The organism is Vibrio limimangrovi, from assembly GCF_054064025.1.
The window spans coordinates 117,977-138,211 of record NZ_JBSUGF010000002.1; the positions used below are offsets into that span (position 1 = coordinate 117,977).

The 20,235-nt window shown below is 48.2% G+C and carries 21 protein-coding genes; all 21 read right to left on the bottom strand.

Annotated features, from left to right (window positions below; all coding sequences use genetic code 11):
- Positions 1-2: 2 nt before the first annotated feature.
- The 21 genes from ACWYU8_RS02585 to fliE all read right to left on the bottom strand — a co-directional run bounded on the left by ACWYU8_RS02585 (position 3) and on the right by fliE (position 20,222).
- Positions 3-743, bottom strand: a complete 741-nt coding sequence (locus tag ACWYU8_RS02585) for a protein phosphatase CheZ (protein WP_457516879.1) — start codon at positions 741-743, stop codon at positions 3-5.
- A gap of 114 nt (positions 744-857) precedes the next feature.
- A complete protein-coding gene (gene cheY, locus ACWYU8_RS02590; RefSeq protein ID WP_444495109.1) occupies positions 858-1,226 on the bottom strand; it encodes a chemotaxis response regulator CheY in 369 nt (122 codons plus the stop codon).
- Between the two features lie 44 nt (positions 1,227-1,270).
- Positions 1,271-2,005 carry an RNA polymerase sigma factor FliA gene (locus tag ACWYU8_RS02595; protein ID WP_457516881.1) on the bottom strand — a complete coding sequence of 245 codons (735 nt, stop codon included), beginning with the start codon at positions 2,003-2,005 and terminating at the stop codon, positions 1,271-1,273.
- On the bottom strand, positions 1,998-2,885 hold the full coding sequence (locus ACWYU8_RS02600) for a MinD/ParA family protein (protein ID WP_457516883.1): 888 nt from the start codon (positions 2,883-2,885) through the stop codon (positions 1,998-2,000). Before ACWYU8_RS02600 ends, ACWYU8_RS02595 begins: the two co-directional genes overlap by 8 nt.
- 14 nt (positions 2,886-2,899) lie before the next feature.
- Complete coding sequence (gene flhF / locus ACWYU8_RS02605; protein ID WP_457516885.1) at positions 2,900-4,414, bottom strand: flagellar biosynthesis protein FlhF; 1,515 nt, start codon at positions 4,412-4,414, stop codon at positions 2,900-2,902.
- A 28-nt stretch (positions 4,415-4,442) separates the two neighbouring features.
- The gene (gene flhA, locus ACWYU8_RS02610; protein ID WP_457516887.1) at positions 4,443-6,542 is read right to left on the bottom strand and encodes a flagellar biosynthesis protein FlhA; all 2,100 of its coding nucleotides are present in this window, start codon (positions 6,540-6,542) and stop codon (positions 4,443-4,445) included.
- Positions 6,543-6,748: 206 nt separating this feature from the next.
- Positions 6,749-7,879: a flagellar biosynthesis protein FlhB gene (gene flhB, locus ACWYU8_RS02615; protein WP_457516889.1), complete on the bottom strand. Its 1,131-nt coding sequence runs from the start codon at positions 7,877-7,879 to the stop codon at positions 6,749-6,751.
- Between the two features lie 3 nt (positions 7,880-7,882).
- The gene (gene fliR / locus ACWYU8_RS02620; RefSeq protein ID WP_457516890.1) at positions 7,883-8,665 is read right to left on the bottom strand and encodes a flagellar biosynthetic protein FliR; all 783 of its coding nucleotides are present in this window, start codon (positions 8,663-8,665) and stop codon (positions 7,883-7,885) included.
- A gap of 8 nt (positions 8,666-8,673) precedes the next feature.
- The gene (gene fliQ / locus ACWYU8_RS02625; protein WP_457516892.1) at positions 8,674-8,943 is read right to left on the bottom strand and encodes a flagellar biosynthesis protein FliQ; all 270 of its coding nucleotides are present in this window, start codon (positions 8,941-8,943) and stop codon (positions 8,674-8,676) included.
- Between the two features lie 24 nt (positions 8,944-8,967).
- Positions 8,968-9,837 (bottom strand): flagellar type III secretion system pore protein FliP, encoded by an 870-nt coding sequence (gene fliP / locus ACWYU8_RS02630; RefSeq protein WP_457516893.1) that lies wholly within the window; start codon positions 9,835-9,837, stop codon positions 8,968-8,970.
- Positions 9,824-10,255, bottom strand: a complete 432-nt coding sequence (fliO, locus tag ACWYU8_RS02635) for a flagellar biosynthetic protein FliO (protein ID WP_457516895.1) — start codon at positions 10,253-10,255, stop codon at positions 9,824-9,826. Before fliO ends, fliP begins: the two co-directional genes overlap by 14 nt.
- Positions 10,255-10,665: a flagellar motor switch protein FliN gene (gene fliN / locus ACWYU8_RS02640; protein WP_457516897.1), complete on the bottom strand. Its 411-nt coding sequence runs from the start codon at positions 10,663-10,665 to the stop codon at positions 10,255-10,257. The genes fliO and fliN overlap by 1 nt, the downstream gene beginning before the upstream one ends.
- Before the next feature lie 57 nt (positions 10,666-10,722).
- A complete protein-coding gene (fliM, locus tag ACWYU8_RS02645) occupies positions 10,723-11,769 on the bottom strand; it encodes a flagellar motor switch protein FliM (RefSeq protein WP_457516899.1) in 1,047 nt (348 codons plus the stop codon).
- A 7-nt stretch (positions 11,770-11,776) separates the two neighbouring features.
- A complete protein-coding gene (fliL, locus tag ACWYU8_RS02650; RefSeq protein ID WP_457516900.1) occupies positions 11,777-12,283 on the bottom strand; it encodes a flagellar basal body-associated protein FliL in 507 nt (168 codons plus the stop codon).
- 79 nt (positions 12,284-12,362) lie between these two features.
- Positions 12,363-14,264 carry a flagellar hook-length control protein FliK gene (locus ACWYU8_RS02655; protein ID WP_457516901.1) on the bottom strand — a complete coding sequence of 634 codons (1,902 nt, stop codon included), beginning with the start codon at positions 14,262-14,264 and terminating at the stop codon, positions 12,363-12,365.
- Positions 14,265-14,448: 184 nt separating this feature from the next.
- Positions 14,449-14,892: a flagellar export protein FliJ gene (gene fliJ / locus ACWYU8_RS02660; protein WP_457516903.1), complete on the bottom strand. Its 444-nt coding sequence runs from the start codon at positions 14,890-14,892 to the stop codon at positions 14,449-14,451.
- A gap of 6 nt (positions 14,893-14,898) precedes the next feature.
- Positions 14,899-16,218, bottom strand: a complete 1,320-nt coding sequence (gene fliI, locus ACWYU8_RS02665; protein WP_457516905.1) for a flagellar protein export ATPase FliI — start codon at positions 16,216-16,218, stop codon at positions 14,899-14,901.
- 3 nt (positions 16,219-16,221) lie between these two features.
- Positions 16,222-17,022: a flagellar assembly protein FliH gene (fliH, locus tag ACWYU8_RS02670; protein ID WP_457516906.1), complete on the bottom strand. Its 801-nt coding sequence runs from the start codon at positions 17,020-17,022 to the stop codon at positions 16,222-16,224.
- Positions 17,023-17,105: 83 nt separating this feature from the next.
- Positions 17,106-18,161, bottom strand: coding sequence for a flagellar motor switch protein FliG (gene fliG, locus ACWYU8_RS02675; RefSeq protein WP_457516908.1), 1,056 nt, complete (start codon positions 18,159-18,161; stop codon positions 17,106-17,108).
- Positions 18,154-19,896: a flagellar basal-body MS-ring/collar protein FliF gene (gene fliF, locus ACWYU8_RS02680; protein WP_457516910.1), complete on the bottom strand. Its 1,743-nt coding sequence runs from the start codon at positions 19,894-19,896 to the stop codon at positions 18,154-18,156. The genes fliG and fliF overlap by 8 nt, the downstream gene beginning before the upstream one ends.
- A gap of 14 nt (positions 19,897-19,910) precedes the next feature.
- Entirely contained in the window at positions 19,911-20,222 is a 312-nt protein-coding gene (fliE, locus tag ACWYU8_RS02685; protein WP_457516912.1) for a flagellar hook-basal body complex protein FliE, read from the bottom strand.
- Between the last annotated feature and the right edge of the window lie 13 nt (positions 20,223-20,235).

Genomic DNA, 20,235 nt, shown 5'->3' on the forward strand with positions numbered 1-20,235 from the left:
CTTTAAAATCCAAGACTGGACAATAAGTCATCGACTTCGTCCTGCGATGAAACCGCGTCTTCTCTCAATTCAGCATGAAGAATTGGGCCCTCGGCTTCACTAGATGGTTTTGCCTTTTTATCGGCAGATTTCGCCACAACTTGAGCCTGTTGTTCTGGTTTATTGCCAGAGAAAACGGTAAGAATATCGACTAAACGACCTTCAACTTCATTCACCAATGTAATGACTCGGCGAATAATTTGGCCAGTTAAGTCTTGGAAGTCTTGTGCCATAAGGATTTCCGTTAACTGACCGCGTAACTCAGTACTGTCGCCTTCAACCTGAACGAGTAGCTCGTCGATTCGATGACAAAGTGATTTGAATTCGCTTAACTCAATGCGACCACGCATCAGTTCATTCCATTGAGGACGGACTTGTTGCAGGCAATCATTTAAGTTATCGGCTATAGGAAGACAGTAATCGACCGCATCCATCGTCTTATTGGCTGCCAGCTCGGTTTTCTCAATCACATAGTTCAGACGATCCCTTGCATCAGGGATTTCATCTTTTGCAATTTCGGTCATGCGTTGATCGAGATTGAACTGCTTTAGTGAATCGTGAAGATCACGAGTTAAGGCTCCAATTTCTTGAAGCATCAGATTCTCGGTACCCTCATATAACGAGGCAACGAGCATATTGGCTTGCTCTTGTTGCCCGTTCTCTAGCATCTGAACGAGCGACTTCGCCTGCTCTAGTGAGATCATTCTGAATAGACCCTTTACGTTTTGTTCTTCTTATCGCTTTGGGAAACGCTAATCGAGCCATTTTTGAGTATTTTTATTTGGAATAAATGGCTCGAATAACAAAGAGTAAGAGAGTTATAAACGCTCGAAAATTTTCTCTAGTTTTTCTTTTAATGTTGCAGCAGTGAATGGCTTCACAATGTAACCATTTACACCAGCCTGAGCCGCTGCGATGATCTGCTCGCGCTTGGCTTCAGCGGTGATCATCAGAACTGGAAGGTGTTTAAGATCGGCATCTGCTCGGATATGTTTCAGCAGATCGATACCTTGCATACCAGGCATGTTCCAATCCGTTACCACAAAATCGAAGTCACCTTTTTTCAGCATTGGTAAAGCAGTTAAACCGTCGTCTGCTTCCTGCGTGTTATTGAAACCCAAATCACGAAGCAGGTTTTTAACAATACGGCGCATTGTTGAGAAATCGTCAACAATAAGGATCTTCATGTTTTTATTCAAAATTGCCTCCACTGAATCTTAAGTCAGTGTTTTTAATTATTTTGTGTCCACGCACTGAGCTTGGTGCGTAAACGTTGCATCGATTGACTCAGTATTTGACTTACGCGAGATTCGCTTACACCCAATACATCGCCAATCTCTTTTAAATTCAGTTCTTCGTCATAATAAAGTGACAGAACCAAAGCTTCGCGCTCCGGAAGCTGTTTTATTGACTCAACCAGTGCATGACGAAACGACTCATCGGCTACACCTTTAAACGGGTTGCTGTCGTCGCTTTCGTCAGCAGGTGAAAACACATCGTCCGAAACACCTAAATCCTCAATACCGACTATCTTTGAGCAGTTTATATCAGTTAATGCACTATGGTATTGATTCAGTGACATCCCGAGATGCGCGGCCACTTCCGAGTCACTCGGGTCACGATTCAGAATGCCTTCCAGCGCTGCGATCGCTTGATTAATTTCGCGATTATTTTTATGAACAGAACGCGGTACCCAATCGCCTTTACGCATGTCGTCTAACATGGCTCCACGAATACGGATGCCAGCATACGTTTCAAAGCTCGCACCTTTAGTGCCATCGTAATTCTGCTGAGCTTCGATAAGACCAATCATGCCAGCCTGAATTAAGTCCTCTACCTGAACACTCGGCGGTAAACGACCTAAGAGGTGATGAGCAATACGCTTAACTAACACAGAGTAACGCTCAATGAACGACTGCTGACTATTGAATCTACCGTGTTGGTTATAGGTTACTGCATTATTCACCAAACGGATCCTCTGTGAATTCGCTACGACTTAGCAGACTTTCAAGAAAAAACTCCAAGTGTCCGCTCGGGGTTTTCGGAATTGGCCACGTTAACGCTTTGTTTGCTAACGAACTGATCGCTAAAGCAGCTGGCGAACGTGGGTAGGCATCTACGACAATTTTTTGTCGTTTAACTGCCTGCCGTACGTTATCGTCTAACGGAATACAGGCGACCAGCTCAAGACTGACGCTCAGGAATCGCTCAGTGACAAGTGTCAGTTTGGCAAACAATTCACGGCCCTCCCGGTAGCTACGAACCATGTTCGCGACCACTTTAAAGCGCTGAACCTGATGCTCTTTGCTCAGCAATTTAATTAACGCGTACGCATCCGTGATTGAGGTTGGTTCATCACACACAACGACCACCACATCTTGAGCCGCACGTGAAAAACTGATCACCATGTCAGAAATACCGGCCGCGGTATCAATCAGCAGAACATCCATTTCGTCTTCAAGACTACCAAAAGCACGAATGAGACCGGCATGTTGTGCATGAGACAGTTCGGTCATGCTCTGAGTGCCAGACGTTGCCGGAATGACCTTAATGCCGTAAGGGCCTTCAGCAATCGCATCTTTCAGCTCACATTCACCGGCCAGGACATGTCCTAAGTTACGCTTTGTACGGATACCGAGCATCACGTCAACATTCGCCAGACCTAAGTCTGCATCGAGAACCATCACTTTTTTGCCTTGACGAGCCATAGAAATCGCCAAACCCAGTGTTACGTTTGATTTCCCCACACCACCTTTACCACCAGTAACAGCAATTACTTTGGTCAATGATGGTTGGGTTAAGCGACGCAGGCCGCTTGCTTGATCGTGTATCATATTCTCAGTCATCGTAATCCGCCGCCCTAGAGTCCTTCGCTGTCACTGTTCCAAAAGTGAGGTTCGTTCTCTGTCGACTTCTCTAACAGTTCATTTGCTTTTGCAAGCATGTATTTTGGTTGTGCCATCACAATGTCTTCTGGTACGCGCTGGCCATTAGCGATGTAAGCCACTGGTAGCGCATTCTGAATCACCACACTGATGAATTCACCCAGACTTAGTGATTCATCAAGTTTAGTCATAATACAGCCCGACAGTGGAATACGTCGGAAATGTTCCAGAGTTTCTTGCAGGACACGACGTTGAGCGGTAGCAGGCAAAACAAGGTAGCTGTGAATCACTTCTCCGCTCTCTTGCATCAGAGTATCAAGCTGTTCGCTCAGCCTCACATCTCGTTGCCCCATCCCTGCCGTATCAACCAAAATCAATCTTCTGTTTCGTAGCTGATATATTACATCGGCTAACTCTTTAGAATCTTTAGCAACTCTTACAGGACAACCCATAATTCTCCCGTAAATGGAAAGTTGCTCATGTGCACCAATACGATAAGTATCGGTTGTCACCAGTGCGACATTGTCTGCACCGTATTCCATGGCGGCACGCGCTGCGAGTTTGGCCACTGTGGTCGTTTTTCCGACGCCAGTTGGACCAAGCAGAGCAACCACACCACCACGTTTTAAAATATCTTGCTTGGGAATCTGGATTTGATCTGCCACGAGTAACAGCAACGCCTTCCATGCTCGCGCTGGTTTGGTGTCTTCTGGAATATAACACGCCATTTGATCGGCTAATTCCGGGGACACACCCATTCGCTCCAGACGTTTGATCAGCATGGCTCTCAGCGGTTCACGACGCTCGACTTCTTGCCACATGAGCCCCGAAACCTGATGTTCTAAAAGACGACGAATAGAGGTCATCTCTTCACGCATGTTTTCCAGTTCAGTCACCGATTCATCACCAGAGTCAGAAGCTTTGCGTCGTTCATACCGTGTTGGGTCAAGCTTTGGCATCGGACGCTCAAAACGGTCATCCTGAGCAATCAGTTTTGCTAACGCGGAGTCCGGTTGATAAGGCGCTGGTTTGTCTTGATTATAACCATCGCGATGCTTGTTCTGACGTTGCAACAGCGCTGACAAAGAGTCGGCGTTTTCTGCGACCTGCTCTTCCGGATAATGAGCACCGCCACTGTATTGCTTAAACATGCTCGCAAAGCGCTGCGTCATTGAACCTGTTTTTTCATTCGTTTGATGACTTCTCAGGCTAATTTTATCGTCATCTAAGCTGCGTTCCTGAAAACGACCCGTTAATGATGATGACATTTGACGATGTTCGTTAAAGCGATTCGGTTGGGAAGCGCCACGATTCAATTGCGCAGAATTATTGGGTAAAGACGGGATAGCATCGCTGTCAATCGCCGCAACGATAGCGACTCCGCCTGCCACTTTCTTATTCGACATGATTACCGCTTCCGCACCCAACTCCTCTTTTACTTGGAGCAGCGCTGTTCGCATGTCTTTGGCAAAAAATCGCTTTATTTTCAAACTATGAGTCCATTAATGATGCGTGAGGTTAGTTACCCACGGCTTGCACAATTCTTATCTGTTTTTCATCCGGAATTTCCTGATAAGACAGTACCCGGAGATTAGGTATTGTGTTCTTCACAAATTTAGCCAATGTGGAACGCAGCACGCCAGACGTCAGCAGAACGGCAGGTTCGCCTTTTAGCTCTTGCTCTTGCGTTGCCCGGCTTAGTGAAGATTGCATTCGCTCAGCAAGTCCCGGTTCAATGCCCGCAGATTCACCGCCTGATGCCTGCATAGTTTGATGCAATATTTGTTCCAGCTCAGGAATCAGGGTGATCACTGGCAATTCTGGCTCTATTCCATTGATTTCCTGAACAATTAGGCGTTTAAGACTGATGCGCGCGGCTGCCGTTAAGATGTCAGGATCTTGACTCTTACTTGAGTACTCGGCCAAGGTTTGGACGATGGTTCGGATATCACGAATCGGAATCGCTTCATTGAGCAGATTTTGCAACACTTTCACCACCACACCCAGTGGCAGTTGATCGGGTACAAAACTCTCCACCAGCTTAGGCGCACTTCGACCAAGCATCTCTAACAGGTTCTGAACTTCTTCGTGACCAATCAACTGCGCAGCATTATTGGTGAGCAGTTGACTAAGGTGTGTGGCAAGAACGGTTGATGAGTCTACCACCGTGTAGCCCAGTGCCTGTGCATGCTCGCGTTGCTCTTCACGAATCCATACCGCTTCCAGTCCAAAAGCAGGATCCATCGTCGGTTCGCCGTCAATCATGCCGTATACCTGTCCCGGGTTAATCGCCAGCTCCTGGTCAGGTCGGATTTCCGCCTCACCGACGGCTACTCCCATCAACGTGATTCGGTAGCTGTTTGGGGTCAACTCAAGGTTGTCCCGAATGTGTACCGCAGGAATGAGAAAGCCGAAATCCTGAGAGAGCTTTTTGCGCACGCCTTTGACACGTTCCAGCAATTCACCACCCTGGTCCCTGTCCACCAGTGGAATCAAGCGATAGCCGACTTCCAAACCGATAATATCGACGGGTTGCACGTCATCCCAGGACAGCTCACGTTTGGAAATAGGCTCGTTACCATCTTCGGATTTTGCTGGTAATACAGTCTCTTTTGCTTTCTGTTTTTGACGCTTGTCGATGAAGTAAGCACCCGCTCCGGCCGTGACAGCTAAAGACAGAAACGCAAAGTGCGGCATGCCCGGAACAATGCCCATCACACCGAGAATTGCAGCCGTGATCATCAGCGCCTTTGGATTATCGAACATTTGGAAAATCAACTGCTCGCCCATGTCTTCATCGGTATTTTGACGTGTGACCATCATAGCAGCGGCAATCGACAGCAATAACGACGGGATCTGTGCAACCAGACCATCACCAATGGTCAGCAAAGTGTAGATTTCAATCGCGTCACCAAAACCCAAACCGTATTGCGCCATACCGATGGAAAGACCACCGATGATGTTGATAAACAGAATTAGGATACCGGCAATCGCATCCCCTTTTACAAACTTAGACGCACCATCCATTGAGCCATAAAAGTCCGCTTCTTTGGTCACTTCAAAACGGCGGACGCGCGCTTGTTCCTGATCGATGAGTCCCGCATTTAAGTCTGCATCGATTGCCATCTGCTTACCCGGCAGAGCATCCAGAGTAAAGCGAGCACTCACCTCTGAAATACGACCTGCACCTTTGGTCACCACCATAAAGTTAATGATCATCAAAATGAGGAAAACAACCAGACCAACGGCGTAGTTACCACCAATCACAACGTTACCAAATGCCTCGATAACGTTACCTGCCGCATCACCGCCTTCGTGGCCGTGTAACAATACAACTCGAGTCGACGCGACGTTCAGTGCGAGACGCAGCAGTGTGGCGATAAGCAGTACGGTAGGAAATGCAGCAAAGTCTAGCGGACGCCGGGTGTAAACCGTCACTAACAACACCACCATGGATAAGGCGATATTGAAGGTGAAAAACATATCCAGCAAGAATGCAGGAATTGGCAAAATCACCATTGCCAGGGTGGCTAAAACCATAACAGGTGCGCCAATAGCTGGTATTTCACGCTGACGAATTCTTGGCAATTTATCTGCAAATGGCAGGCTTAACTTCATACTGCGAGATATCTCAATCGATTTGAAGCATCGCGGTGGGTAACGAACTTATACGCGACGACTTTTGCCTAAAAGTTTAGGTATTGTTTATAGTTATGACATTTTAAGCAATCTACGTACCATGATTGCGCCAAAATAATGACTAAACACTCAGCAGCATCACAAGCCGCTGAATATGGAGATTTTTATTTGACGTTCAGTCAACGTTAGTGACGATGTTCTGGTGGGATTGGCAAATCGTAATCCTGAAGCTTAGGCCTTTGGCCACCACGCTTGCGATACTGTTTTAGCTGGAAGACAAATGCCAGGACCTGCGCCACTGCGGTAAACAATCCATCCGGAATTTCTTGTTCCAGCTCCGTGCTGTGGTACAACGCCCTTGCCAGTGGCGGTGCCGGGACAATAGTAATGTCATGCTCACGTGCCACTTCACGGATTTTCATTGCCATATGGTCAGTGCCTTTGGCAATCACAACCGGAGCTCGATCCGTTTTCTGCTTATAGCGCAGCGCGACCGAGAAGTGCTCCGGGTTGGTAATGATGACATCCGCTTGAGGTACATCGGCCATCATACGGCGCTGAGCAGCTTCCCTTTGTAACATGCGGATTCGACCTTTAACTTCGGGCTTACCTTCCGTCTCTTTGTACTCATCTTTGACCTCTTGCTTGGTCATTTTCAGTTGTTCTGAGTGTTGCCAAATCTGAAACGGAATGTCTATCGCGACCACGATCAGCAGTGAACAACTGATCAGCAAGATGAAGTTCAGCAAGATATCGAGAGCATGGAAAATGTTCTGCGGGTAAACTTCCATACTTAACTGAATAAAGTCCGCTTGCGAAGCCTGAATCAAGTAGATGGCGATTCCGGTGACCAACACAACTTTGAGGATCGACTTAATCAGTTCAACCCAACTTTGCATTCCGACCAAACGCTTAAGGCCGCTAAGTGGATTCATTTTTGATAACTTCGGCATTGCCGCTTGGGCGGAAAAACTGATGCCACCCACACCAGCCGCGCCGATCATAGCAGCAACAAATAAGGTGACCAAAATAAGAAAAAGTGGGAAAAGTAACTCCGTCATCGCGCCTAATGCGATATCAAACAACTTTGCGCTATCGAAGATTTCATCGCGGCTCAGGTTAAATAGCCGGCTCATCATGGAAAATAAAGAGCGTGCTAATGCCTCGCCAAACCACATCAGCGAGCTAGCGCCAACGATCAGCACTAACGCCGATGCAAGTTCTTTGGAACGAGCGACCTGCCCCTTTTCTCTGGCTTGTTGTAACCGTCGGGGCGTGGCTTCTTCGGTGCGTTCCTGACCGTCTGACTCTGCCAAATCCTAGCACTCCAAACGAATGAGGCGGCAAACTTGCTCCTCACCCACTGCCCAGAACAATTCATAATGACTGTAAAGGCCAGCCAAAATGTACCAACAAAGTAATAACCCCACCATCAAAGCAAACGCGAAGCCAAGCGAGAAGATGTTTAACTGCGGTGCGGCACGGGTCATAACACCAAATGACAGGTTGATAGTCAGCAAAGCAATAATCCCAGATAGCGACATACTCAACGCAGTTTTGAACATGATACCAAGCCAGCTCGCCAGCTCACGGAAATCCACTGCCGTTAAAGTACCGGAACCGATCGGCAATGTTTTAAAGCTGAAAACCACTAACTGCAGCATCTTTAAATGCCCATCTGTCGCAAGAAAAAACATCGTGGTTAAGAACATGAACAACTGGCCGAGCAACGGCGTACTTTGTCCATTGGCGGGGTCAACCATCGAGGCAAAACCCAAACTGGATTGCATGCCCAGAATTTGGCCAAGCAGGACAAAAGTCTGAACCATGAATTGAGTGACCATGCCCATCGCGATGCCTATAATCATCTGTTCCGCAATAGTCATAAAACCGCGAAAAGAAACCAGCTCGATATCTTGTGGAACAGCGGGAATCGCGGGCATAACTGCAAACGTGATCGCCAGACCAAGGTAGAGACGTATCCTGGGAGAAACAAAACGTGCGCCAGTGACCGTCATCACCATTAACATGGAAGAAATTCGGACATAAGGCCAAAAGTAATTGGCGATCCACTCAAGGACGATATCAGCCGGGTACTCCATACGCGCTTCTAGTACAACACCTGAGGCAGACGCTCAATCAAGCCGAAGAAGTACTCCATCAACATTTGTGTCATCCAGTGCCCAAAGAGCATCAGAGTTAGCAAAGTAATGATCAAACGCGGCAAGAAACTCAACGTCTGTTCGTTAATGGATGTCGCTGCCTGAAAAATTGCCACGAGAAGACCAATAAGCAAGCTCGGGATGATAATGGCGCAGACCATGATCAGCACCATCCACAACGCTTCACGGAACAACTCGACAAACATTTCTGGTGTCATGTTTTATCCTCTACTCCGCGCCAATCACAGGGCAAAACTGCCTGCGAGCGTCGACAATATCAAATTCCAGCCATCCACCAACACAAACAGCATCAGCTTAAATGGCAGAGAAACAATCATTGGAGACAACATCATCATACCCATCGCCATAAGTACTGACGCCACCACAAGGTCGATGATCAAAAACGGCAAGAACAGCATAAAACCGATTTGAAAGGCGGTTTTCAGCTCTGAGGTAATAAACGCCGGAATCAGCACCGCCATCGACACATCTTCTGGGTTAGTCACCTGCTCGCCAGACATATTGACGAAGGTTTCCAAGTCCTTAATTCGCGTCTGCTTGAGCATAAATGCTTTCATTGGCACCTGAGCGGCATCGAACGCTTCACGCGCTGTCACCTGCTCATTCAAATATGGCTGAATAGCCTTATCATTGATCTCATTCAGAACCGGTGACATCACAAAGAAAGTGAGGAAAAGTGCGATACCAATGATCACCTGATTCGACGGCGTTTGTTGCAGACCCATTGCCTGACGAAGTATCGACATCACCACGACGATTCGGGTAAATGACGTCATCAAAATCACCATCGCCGGCAGGAAACCCAGCATGGTCATCAAGGCAAGAATTTGCAGTGTGATGGAATAGTCTTCGCTGCCGTCTGGATTGGTGGTCATGGTAAACGCTGGTATTCCACCGCTATTGGTGACCGACATCGAGCGGCTAGCACCTGTATCACTCTGCATTGCCTGAACCGTGACGCTGCTGCCATCTGCCAAATTATCGGGTAGCGGAGATTCCTCCACCTGAGCAAACGAAAGTGAAGAAAACAGCATACTCATTAGCAGCATCAAGGTGCTAATGAGCAGGCGAATAGGATTACCCTTTGTCATTTTTTTTAATCAGTTGGCTAAATTGGTGGGCGAATGCACTGCTCGTCAGATCTTCTTCTTTGAGCGGCTTTTCAAGCTTGGCTAACGTCTGAATAGATTGGCTGGTGATGCCAACTAAGAACTGCTCTTCGCCGACATGAACAACAGCGATGCGTTCTTTCGGCCCGACAGGTAGCTGGCTGACGATACGTAAACCTTTTTGCTGGCCGAGTGCTGGCACTTTCATGCGTTTTAGCAACCAGGCAAGCAACAATATAACGCCGATGACCAGCACTAAAGAACCGAGCGTAGTCGCGAAATCGAGATTCGTTGGTGCCGTAGAAATGGGGGCTGCAGACAATGTATGAGGGACACTCAGCATCAAGCCAAGCGCACCAAAAAGTTGCTTCAATCGCAGTTTGACTGAATTGACCACCATTAGCGCAGCTTCTTAATGCGTTCTGTCTGGCTGATAACGTCAGTCAAACGAATACCGAACTTGTCATTCACTACAACCACTTCTCCGTGAGCAATCAAAGTACCGTTAACCAAGACATCAAGAGATTCGCCAGCCAAACGGTCCAGTTCAACCACCGAGCCCTGGTTCAGTTGCAGCAGGTTCCGAATACTGATTTGGGAGCGACCGACTTCCATCGAAATCGTCACCGGGATATCCATAATCGTATCGAGTTTACGACGCTCATCATCAGAGATTGGGCTCGACGTGTCTCTCAACTCCTCAAGCGGCGCTGCCAACACTTCATCAACATCAATAGACGGTACAGACGGATCTTCGCCTAGAGCGGCTGCCCATTCGTCTGCAAGCTTTTGATCGTCACTTCGTTCCATTTTACTATCCTGTGTTTAGCCTTACTCACGCCATAACATGCGAGTTGCGTAAGGTCTCTAATCTTCTGTGTCATTGTCTTTCTCAAGTGCAGACATGATGTCTTTACTTAAGAAAGCTAAATCGGTTTTCACAACGTGAGGGCGGGGAATGTCTTGTGAAATCTGGACCGCCAGTTTTTCTTCCGAGCGGCCCATTTTGACTCGATAGGTCGGCAAATCTTCGACAAACATGGTCGCGTGTTCCGGCATGTCGATTGGGATGATGTCCCCTGGTTGCAGTTCCATCAAATCACGCAGTGAGATATTTTTTTCCAGTAGGTTCACACGGAAGTTAACCGGACAGTCCATGATCTCTTCACGCAGCGCTGAACTCCAGCGAACATCGGTTTCCATCTTGTCCGACTGCACGCCCGCATCCAGCAATTCACGGATGGGTTCAACCATGGAGTAAGGCATCACCACGTGGAAGTCCCCACCACCACCATCCACTTCAATATGGAATGAACTGACGACGATCACTTCCGTTGGACTAACAATATTCGCCATACTCGGGTTCACTTCCGAGTCGAGATACTCGAACTCTACGCCCATCACGGGCGACCATGACTCTTTGTAATCTTCGAAGACGATTTTCAACAAAAGCTGGATAATGCGTCGCTCAGTAGGAGTAAATTCGCGGCCTTCAATTTTGGCGTGGAAGCGGCCATCACCACCAAAGAAGTTTTCTACCAGAATAAAAACCAGACGGGCTTCCATGGTGATCAGTGCCGTGCCCTTTAGCGGACGGAAACGAACCATGTTCAAACTGGTTGGCACATACAGCGTATTTTGGTACTCACCAAACTTCATCATCTGCACGCCGTTAATCGACACTTCTGCTGTTTTGCGTAACATATTGAACAGACTGATCCGCATATGCCGGGCAAAGCGCTCGTTAATAAGCTCGAGTGTCGGCATTCGGCCGCGTACAATTCGGTCTTGAGACGAAAAATCAAAACTGACAGCAGCGCCGGGATCGTTATTTATCGAATCGTCAATGTCATCAACATCGTCAACGCCATGCAACAGTGCATCAATTTCGTCTTGGCTTAATAGATCGGTCACGTTTTACCTATTGAATAACAAAATCTGTAAACAGTACTTTTTCAATCACTGGCTTACCGATGGCAGCGCTCAGGGCAGCTTTGATGTCCTCCGAAGCTCGAGTGCGTAATTCCACACGGCCCGTTGGCGAACGCAGCTGTTCAACCGTTGCAGAAGCAAACGTCGACAGTAAAGAGCTTTCAATCAGCGGCGAATGGTAATTCGCTAGCTGCTCATTTTCAGAACCACGAACCATTAACTGGGCTTTGATTTGTACCAGTCTGTCACGGCTGTCTCCCGTCACATTGAAAACGAACGGCTGTGGAAGGTTCACATACGCAATCGGATTGGCTTCTGGGGACGCCTGAATTTGTTGAGAATCCGATTCTGCCGTTTGAACAGGCTCATCCGCCCCCATGAAAAAGAACGCCGCTGCACCACCACCCAGTAACAGGACAACGACTGCGATGATAATAATCAGTAACTTGCCTTTGCTTTTTGGCGCACCAGCCCCTTGTAACTGTTGTTCAGCCATTCCTATCTCTTATTGTTTGTTTTATTTAATCTGGCCAAAAACCAGACATATCTGTGTTCTACAGACCACTTCGTTTACGCTATGCGTAGAAACTAATTCCATCTCGCGGTGACGTTACTTTCACATTCAGTTCGACGTCAGCATCAAGGTTGTCGTCTGGCTGTTCAGAAGAGAAACCTCGGCCAATAGTGCCTTGCCTATTCTGTTGTGCCGCTGCATAACCACTCTGTTGCTGACCACTACTTTGCTGCTGCACCGACGATTCAGCCAACTGCATACCTTGCTGAGCCAGCATTTCTCGCAGGCGAGGCAGTGTCTGTTCAATGATCTCCCGAGCCTGTGGATTGGTAACGGTAAAATGTACATTGGTTAAATCACTGTTCATCGTCATCCGTATCTGCATTCGGCCAAGTTCAGGAGGATCGAGACGAATATCGAGATTCTTTAAGTTCTTCGACATCATCATTTGCACTTTTTCCGCGACCTGATCATTTGCCAACTCTTTGGTCAGCTGTAACGGTAATTGCGCTTGCTGCGCAGTATCGACGGCTCTGGTTTGCTGCGGTGTTGTTACGCCTTGCTGATTAACCGCTGCCTGCAACTGACCAGCCAAACCTTGCTGTAATTCGGTTTTGTCCTGCTTATCCGTTGTGGTTTTAAGTACTGTAGTTTTAAGTGACCTAGCAACCAGAGCAGCGTTCATGGCTTTATTGCCAACTTCATTATCAACTTGGCTATTAACCACCACCTGCTGCATGGCAGGATTCAGGCTTGCCGTTACTAATGCTTCTGGCGTGGCAGACAACGCCGCTTTGTCTACAACTGTCGGTTGCGAAGCTGCGTGCTTTACATCCGGAGTAACCACGTGCTGATTCTGCTGAGCCATCTTCGTTGCTGACGTTTGACGCGTCACACTATGCTGAGTGGGAAACGATTCTGAAAGCGCCACTTTTACCTCATCTGGCAAAGCAACCAACTGAGCGAAGGCTTGCTCCGTTACGTCCGCAACTAACACCCCGCTTTTCAGGTCCTCAATGACTTCAACCTCGTGACTGGTGAGCGGTTTCCCCTGAGCCAGTTTGGTATCAATCACTTCTAGATCTTCTATCGAGATGCGCTGAACCATCTTAAGATCAACATCACTAGAAACATCGCGAAGTATATTTGTCACTTGTGCGATGCCTTCCATTTCCTCGTCATGTTGCTCCATGCCAGATTCCGTTTGAAGCTCCTGGACATACTGTGGTTGCCATTCTGGTAGTTCAGAACCCGCCTCTGCAGGAGCAAAGCCCATCGCTTTGCCACCCAGTTCCACTTCATCAGAACTCTTGATGCTTTTGTTGTTAGTGTCGTTAGTGTTAGAAAAACCACCGACAATTTGAGGGGGCAATCCCTTGCCGCTGTTCGCGCCTTGGCTTTGAGGCTTTAATGTTTGCTGCGCTTGTTCAATACGCCCGAGTAATTGCTGACCTTCATCCATCGATCGCTTCACATCGTGAGCCTCGGCTTTATCGCTCTTGGCGTGCTGTTGATCTGATTTGCTGATCATTGTCTCAGATGCATCACGGTCAGAGTCCGCTGTACTCTCCACCTCAGCAGAGTTGTCCGCTGCTTCCGCTTTGCTTTCGGTTTCGCTATCTTGCTTTACCAAGGCAACGACTTGATCGTCAAACGTCTCCTGAACACTCTCTTTCACTAACAAAGCATCGGTCGACTGATTTTCATTTTTGCCATCAACAGTGACTGTTTCTTGACTTTCGCCTTGTGACTGCATGAACTGGACAGAGGATGAATCCTCTACTTCATTTGCTTGTGTCACGGGATTAGCCAGAGAAGATTGGTTCTTTTGTGAATCTGTGAAAGCGCCCGACAAGGTTTCCAGAAAACCTTGGCTTTCTGAGCCTTCTGCTGACGTTTTTGCGCCAGACATGGAAACCGACGCCTTGCTGGTCGCAGAAACATTAGTCAAATTCACATTCATATAAATCTTCTCGTTCTTGGCATCACATAAAACGGCGCAGGCAAATTGCAAATCAGAGGTCATTTGAATGACTAGAGGGTGAATTAGCAAAAATCACGCCAATACATAGCGTTAAAATTCTGACACTATTTCTTCTGACAATGTAGGAATGTGTAAAGGCAGGACGAGCAGCATCTAAAGCAATTTAAAATGGTTTTAACTTGCGGCTATAGAGCAGAGTCGAGAATTCATCCATTTGTTTCTGCTCACGTCTGGCTTCCAAAACTTGTTTCTCTTTGATGCGCTTTTCTTTCATCCATTCGTATGACATTCGCTCTTTACGCATTTTCAGCCAATACTGTTTGCCGTTTTCAACCTGCTCTTTGAAATGGTTTTCCGCTTGTTTTTGCTTGGATAGCGTTTCATCAAGCTGAGTAAGAAATCGGTTCAGATGACCATATTGACTTGCGGTTAGTCCCGCTTGTCCCCGGTCAACCAACTGCTGGCAGTAGTCGAGACGATATTTTTCAATCTGCTCAACTTGGCGGTAATAACTCTCAAGCTCCGAACGCGCTTTATTCAGAGCTAGCACCGCTTGATCTTCTCGCTCTTTGGCTTGTTCAAGCAAGAATTCCATTGCATTGTTCATACGCTATTACCCACCTAATATGCTTCTCAGCATGTTGACGCACATATCATATGGCACAGACTCTTTCATGCGCTGTTGCAAATATTCATCTAACTTTGGCTTGAGCGTAAATGCGCTATCAATCGCCGGATCGGTACCCGGCTTATAAGCGCCGATGGAAACCAAATCCTGATTTTTACGGCAAATCGACAACACCTGGCGTACGGCTTTCGACATCAGAACATGCTCTTCGGTAGTGATCTGCGGCATTACACGGCTGACGGATTTTTCGACATCAATGGCCGGATAGTGACCCGCATCGGCCATTTCTCGTGACAACACGATGTGACCATCGAGAATTGCCCGAGACGCATCGGCAATCGGGTCTTGCAGGTCATCACCTTCTGTCAGAACGGTGAAAAATGCGGTGATTGAGCCCTGTTCCGCACTACCGTTACCAGCACGTTCGACCAGTGCGGGTAGTTTGGCAAATACCGATGGTGGATAACCTTTAGTTGCAGGAGGCTCACCTACTGACAATGCAATTTCACGCTGAGCCTGAGCAAAGCGTGTCAACGAATCCATTAATAGCAGTACATCCAAACCTTGGTCGCGGAAGTATTCTGCGATGGTGAGTGCGGTCTGACAGCCTTTTAAACGCATCAAAGGAGAAGAATCGGCAGGCGCGGCGACCACTACCGAGCGGCGACGCCCTTCTTCACCCAATATCTCTTCGATGAACTCTTTGACTTCTCGTCCACGCTCACCAATCAGCCCGACGACAACGACTTGAGCGGTGGTGCCTCTGGTCATCATGCCCAGCGTGACCGATTTACCGACACCAGAGCCTGCGAACAGGCCAATTCGCTGACCTTTACCAACTGTCAGCAAACCATTGACCGCCTTTAATCCCACATCAAGAGGCTCAGTGATAGGTTTACGTGCCAGTGGATTAATAGGGTCTGCATTAAATGAAGCACGACGATCAGTGTAGATAGGACCAAGCCCATCAAGTGGATTACCAACACCGTCAATGACACGCCCAAGTAACTCCATCCCAACAGGCAGGCCTGCATCACTGGTCAATGGCGTGACTTTAGCGCCGGGTAAAATACCGGTGATTTGCTCGCTCGGCATTAAAAACAGGTTGTCGCCGGAGAAACCCACCACCTCAGCTTCCATGTGTCCTGACATGGTTTCGACCAGACATAAACTGCCGATAGGAGCCCGGCATCCTGTTGCTTCTAACGTCAATCCGACAACACGCACCAGCTTGCCTGAAGCAACCGGTCGCATGGTTAAGCCTTCTACTTTGTAGTTTTTTAAACGGTCGGCCAGCGCTAACATGGGTTACTCACCCTCTTGGTGGCGGTTTGCGCCGCAAAAACTATGCAGCACGTTTTTAATGCGCTCTTCCATACGGTAGTTGATGCTCGACTCACCCGCTTCGATCTGCACATCACCACGATTGAGAGACGGTTCAGAGACCAGTGTCCAGTTGCGACAATCTAAATCTTGCTCCCCATACGCTGAGCGAATGATGACCACATCTTCCGGATTAAGGTGCAACGTAATGGGATGACCTGAGATCGGCAATGCTTCAGCCGACTGCTTGACGGTATCGAGAATAATTTGTGGGTTGGTCTGGACTTCTACGTGAACCACTTCTTTCACGAGGCACAACACCATATCCACCAGCTGTTTCTCTACCTGAGCGTTCATCAGCTCCAGTGGCTGGGCAAACTGATTAGCCAGGTTCATAAAGACTTCCACCTGCTGCTGAATAAACGCTTGTCCCGCACTCACACCTTCAGCTTTACCAAGCTCTAAACCTTCAGCATGACCAGCTTGTAGACCTTCTTCTTTGCCTTTGTCATAACCTTGTTTAAAGCCCGCTTCCTGACCTTGATACAACCCTTCCTGATAAGCGCCTTGCTTGATTAATTCGATCTGCTCTTCGGTCAACTGCAGAACTTGCTCTTCTTCTGGTTCGTCAAAGCTCGGTATCCAGCCGGGGTCGTAATTCAACGCAGTCTGTCTGGCTTGCTTGGCTTTTGGCTCACCATAGTCAGGAAGTCCCCAGCGTTGCGGTTCGATCATCGCATCATCTTCGTCGGGGCGGATAAATCCACGTTTTCTATCGCCAGCCATGGGTTACCTATTTATGTTCGGTTATGTGTATTCGATTTTGAAGGGAAGACGCCCTGCGACAGGAGAACGCAGGGCAATAGGGATTACAAGAATTCGTCTGCGCCGCCAGACAACATGAGTTCGCCAGCATCCGCCATACGACGAGCAATCGCGAGCACCTCTTTCTGCGCCGATTCCACATCAGCAACGCGTACTGGTGGCATGGCTTCAATGTCATCACGCATCATCTCAGCGGCACGTTTCGACATGTTCTTAAATACTTTCTCTCGCAGAGAATCGTCAGCCCCTTTCAGTGCTCGCTGCAACACATCTTGTGGTACATCGCGCAGCAGTCTCTGAATGCCTTGATCATCGACTTCCGACAGATTCTCGAAGACAAACATCAGATCCTGAATTTGCGTCGCCATGTCTTCGTCCTGATCGCGAATCTGCTCCATCAAGATGCCTTCGACGTTGTTGTCGAGGTAGTTCATGATCTCAGCAGCTGCTTTAAGGCCGCCAATCTTCGCCGCTTGTGCACCCGCCTGACCTGCGAACTGTTTCTCCATGATTTCGTTAAGCTCTGCCAAGGCTGAAGGCTGGACTTCCTCAAGGTTGGCAATACGCATCATCAGGTCCAGACGCACACGTTCCGGGAACTGAGACAAGATTTCCGCTGACTGATCCGCATCTAAGTAAGACAGAACAATCGTTTGGATTTGTGGGTGCTCGTTGACAATGATGCTGGCTACCTGACGGGGATCCATCCATTTCAATGAATCCAGCCCTTTTGAGCCGGTGCCAAGTAAAATTTGGTCAACTAAGTTGTTCGCTTTGTCTGCCCCCAGAGCGGCAACCAGTGCCTTACGCATGAAATCTTCGCTGCCCATACCAATACTGGTGTACTTCTGAATGTCTTCCAAAAATGCCCGGTGAACCGCTGAAACTTTTTCCTGACTCAAATCTTTTGCTCGAGCCATAGCACTACCGACGCGCTGCACCTGTTTGGGTTCCAGATGGCGGATGATGCCCGCCGCGTCTTGCTCGTTAAGACTTAGCAACAAAATGGCGGCTTTATCATCACCACTAATGCTTGATGCATCAAACTCGATCGGCATCCCTGCGCCACGTTCACCTTGAGGTACGATATCGTTAGCCATGTTCATTCATCCAGTTTTTTACAACTTGCGCTGCCAGTTCAGGCTCATTTGCAACCAGAGCACGGACTGCTTTCAGCACATCTTCATCTTTATGTAAGTTAGGCAGGTCAATACCTGAGCCAAATTCAAACAACTCACTGTTTTCGATATCACTGCCCAGTAAGCGGGTTTCACCATCTGCGCCTACTAACTGACCATCCGAGCCCGACATTTCGTTTTCGTTATCAGCACTTGGATTAAGCAGTTTTTTCATTGCCGGACGAACAAGAACCAGCACAACCACAATGATGACTAAGGCACTGGTAAGCCATCGTACCCAATCGTTGAAGTTCGGATGTTCCCAGATTGGTTGCTCGGCAAGTAACTCGGCTTCCGGCTCTGCAAACTTCACACTTAACACGTTGAGTAAATCGCCTCGTGACTGGTCAAAACCGACCGCACCAATCAATACCTGACGAATCGCGTTGATCTCTTCTTCAGACATTGGCGTGTAAGTCACCTCACCGTTTCCAGGGTTCACCTGACGACGTTCTTTAATGGCGACTGACACTGTTTGGCGCGCAAGGGTTCCCGCCGGTTTACGCTCATGGCTGATCGTGGTGTCTAACTCAAAGTTGCGTGTGGATTCTTTACGCACAGAGCCTTGTCCCATCGCCGAACCGTCTTTCATCTGTGCGACGTCTTGTGGAATCGAAGCATCCGCCGGTGGTTGGTTACTCAGTGCGCCCGGAATGCCAGCAACCATATTGCCGTTGTTGTAATCTTCCAGTGCGTATTCACTGCGTGTCGCCGGTGTATTTGGATCAAAGCGTTTACTGGTCTGCTCCACGGCGCTGAAATCCATTTTGATATCGACCTGCGCGGTATAGTTGCCAATACCCAAAATTGGCAGTAGCACTGAATCAATTTTTTCGCGCAGTGCCTGCTCTTGATTGCGCTCCAACTCTTGCTCTTTACGTCGAGCGGCAGAGGCCGGATCTTCCGAGCCAGAACTCAACAGGCGACCATGCTGATCGGTCACGGTAATACGGGACGTTTTCATTCCCGGGACGGCACTCGCGACCATGTCAACGATGGAGTCAACTTCCTGCTGCTTAAGGTTTGCACCTGTCGATAAGGTCAGGAAAACAGAAGCAGAGGCGTCTTGATTATGGCGCACAAATACGCTGTGCTTTGGCAACGCCAGTAACACACGAGCTTTACGAACCTGTTTCATCTCTTCAATTGCCTGAGCGAGTTGCCTCTCACGGCTGAGTTTCAGGCGCTCTTGCTCCAAACGCTGAGAAACCCCAAAGCCCATATCTTGCAGCAAGATATCATCGCCAGCTTCCGTTGCCTGATTCACACCAGCGCGTACCATACCAAGCTTAATGGAGTTGTAGTCACTTGCTTCCACGGACACGGTATTGCCGTCCAGCTTGTAATCAATTTTTTGCTGATCAAGATAATCAAGAACTGGGATCAGTTCTTCCGTCTGGTAAGCGCCAAGCGGACGCATCTCTGGCTCTTTCACCCAGAAGAACAGCATCACGATCAAAGCGACACAGATAGAAATCGACAGCACGAGTACGACCTGACGAAGTAAATCCAGGTCGCCGACTGCCATATCGAGCTTGGAAGCACTGCGTTCTTCTAGATCTGGATTTTGGCTTTCCACATCCATTTCAGAGTTCGCAACCAGAACACCATCTGCACCGCCATTAGTGACGGTTAAATCTGTAGACTTGTCTGCCACACTTATTACCTAAATTACACTGGCATATTCATGAGGTCTTTATAGGCCTCGACGAGCTTATTGCGGATTTGAACCGTGGCGTCAAATGCAACACTGGACTTGTTACGGGCAATCATAACGTCAGAAAGGGAAACATCGGCATCCCCCCGGTCAAAGCGAGTCTGCAGATCACCCGAGGTTTTTTGAAGTGAATTTACGTTATTGATGGCCTGAGTCAGAAGGTCGCCAAAATCTGCCCCAACTTTCGCACCAGTTGCCGTAGGAGCGGTGTTCGTTGCCTCTACCATCATGGCGCGCATATCTGCCTGAATACCATCAATTTTCATTACTTCCCCGAAG

Bases quoted from the DNA above. Each gene is read 5' to 3' on its own strand.
- ACWYU8_RS02600 (WP_457516883.1), bottom strand. From the start codon at position 2,885: ATGACTGAGAATATGATACACGATCAAGCAAGCGGCCTGCGTCGCTTA.
- ACWYU8_RS02585 (WP_457516879.1), bottom strand. From the start codon at position 743: ATGATCTCACTAGAGCAGGCGAAGTCGCTCGTTCAGATGCTAGAGAAC.
- fliE (WP_457516912.1), bottom strand. From the start codon at position 20,222: ATGAAAATTGATGGTATTCAGGCAGATATGCGCGCCATGATGGTAGAG.
- ACWYU8_RS02655 (WP_457516901.1), bottom strand. From the start codon at position 14,264: ATGAATGTGAATTTGACTAATGTTTCTGCGACCAGCAAGGCGTCGGTT.
- flhA (WP_457516887.1), bottom strand. From the start codon at position 6,542: ATGAAGTTAAGCCTGCCATTTGCAGATAAATTGCCAAGAATTCGTCAG.
- fliP (WP_457516893.1), bottom strand. From the start codon at position 9,837: ATGACAAAGGGTAATCCTATTCGCCTGCTCATTAGCACCTTGATGCTG.
- fliO (WP_457516895.1), bottom strand. From the start codon at position 10,255: ATGGTGGTCAATTCAGTCAAACTGCGATTGAAGCAACTTTTTGGTGCG.
- fliJ (WP_457516903.1), bottom strand. From the start codon at position 14,892: ATGAACAATGCAATGGAATTCTTGCTTGAACAAGCCAAAGAGCGAGAA.
- cheY (WP_444495109.1), bottom strand. From the start codon at position 1,226: ATGAAGATCCTTATTGTTGACGATTTCTCAACAATGCGCCGTATTGTT.
- fliN (WP_457516897.1), bottom strand. From the start codon at position 10,665: ATGGAACGAAGTGACGATCAAAAGCTTGCAGACGAATGGGCAGCCGCT.
- fliI (WP_457516905.1), bottom strand. From the start codon at position 16,218: ATGTTAGCGCTGGCCGACCGTTTAAAAAACTACAAAGTAGAAGGCTTA.
- fliL (WP_457516900.1), bottom strand. From the start codon at position 12,283: ATGGCTGAACAACAGTTACAAGGGGCTGGTGCGCCAAAAAGCAAAGGC.
- fliG (WP_457516908.1), bottom strand. From the start codon at position 18,161: ATGGCTAACGATATCGTACCTCAAGGTGAACGTGGCGCAGGGATGCCG.
- fliH (WP_457516906.1), bottom strand. From the start codon at position 17,022: ATGGCTGGCGATAGAAAACGTGGATTTATCCGCCCCGACGAAGATGAT.
- fliQ (WP_457516892.1), bottom strand. From the start codon at position 8,943: ATGACACCAGAAATGTTTGTCGAGTTGTTCCGTGAAGCGTTGTGGATG.
- fliR (WP_457516890.1), bottom strand. From the start codon at position 8,665: ATGGAGTACCCGGCTGATATCGTCCTTGAGTGGATCGCCAATTACTTT.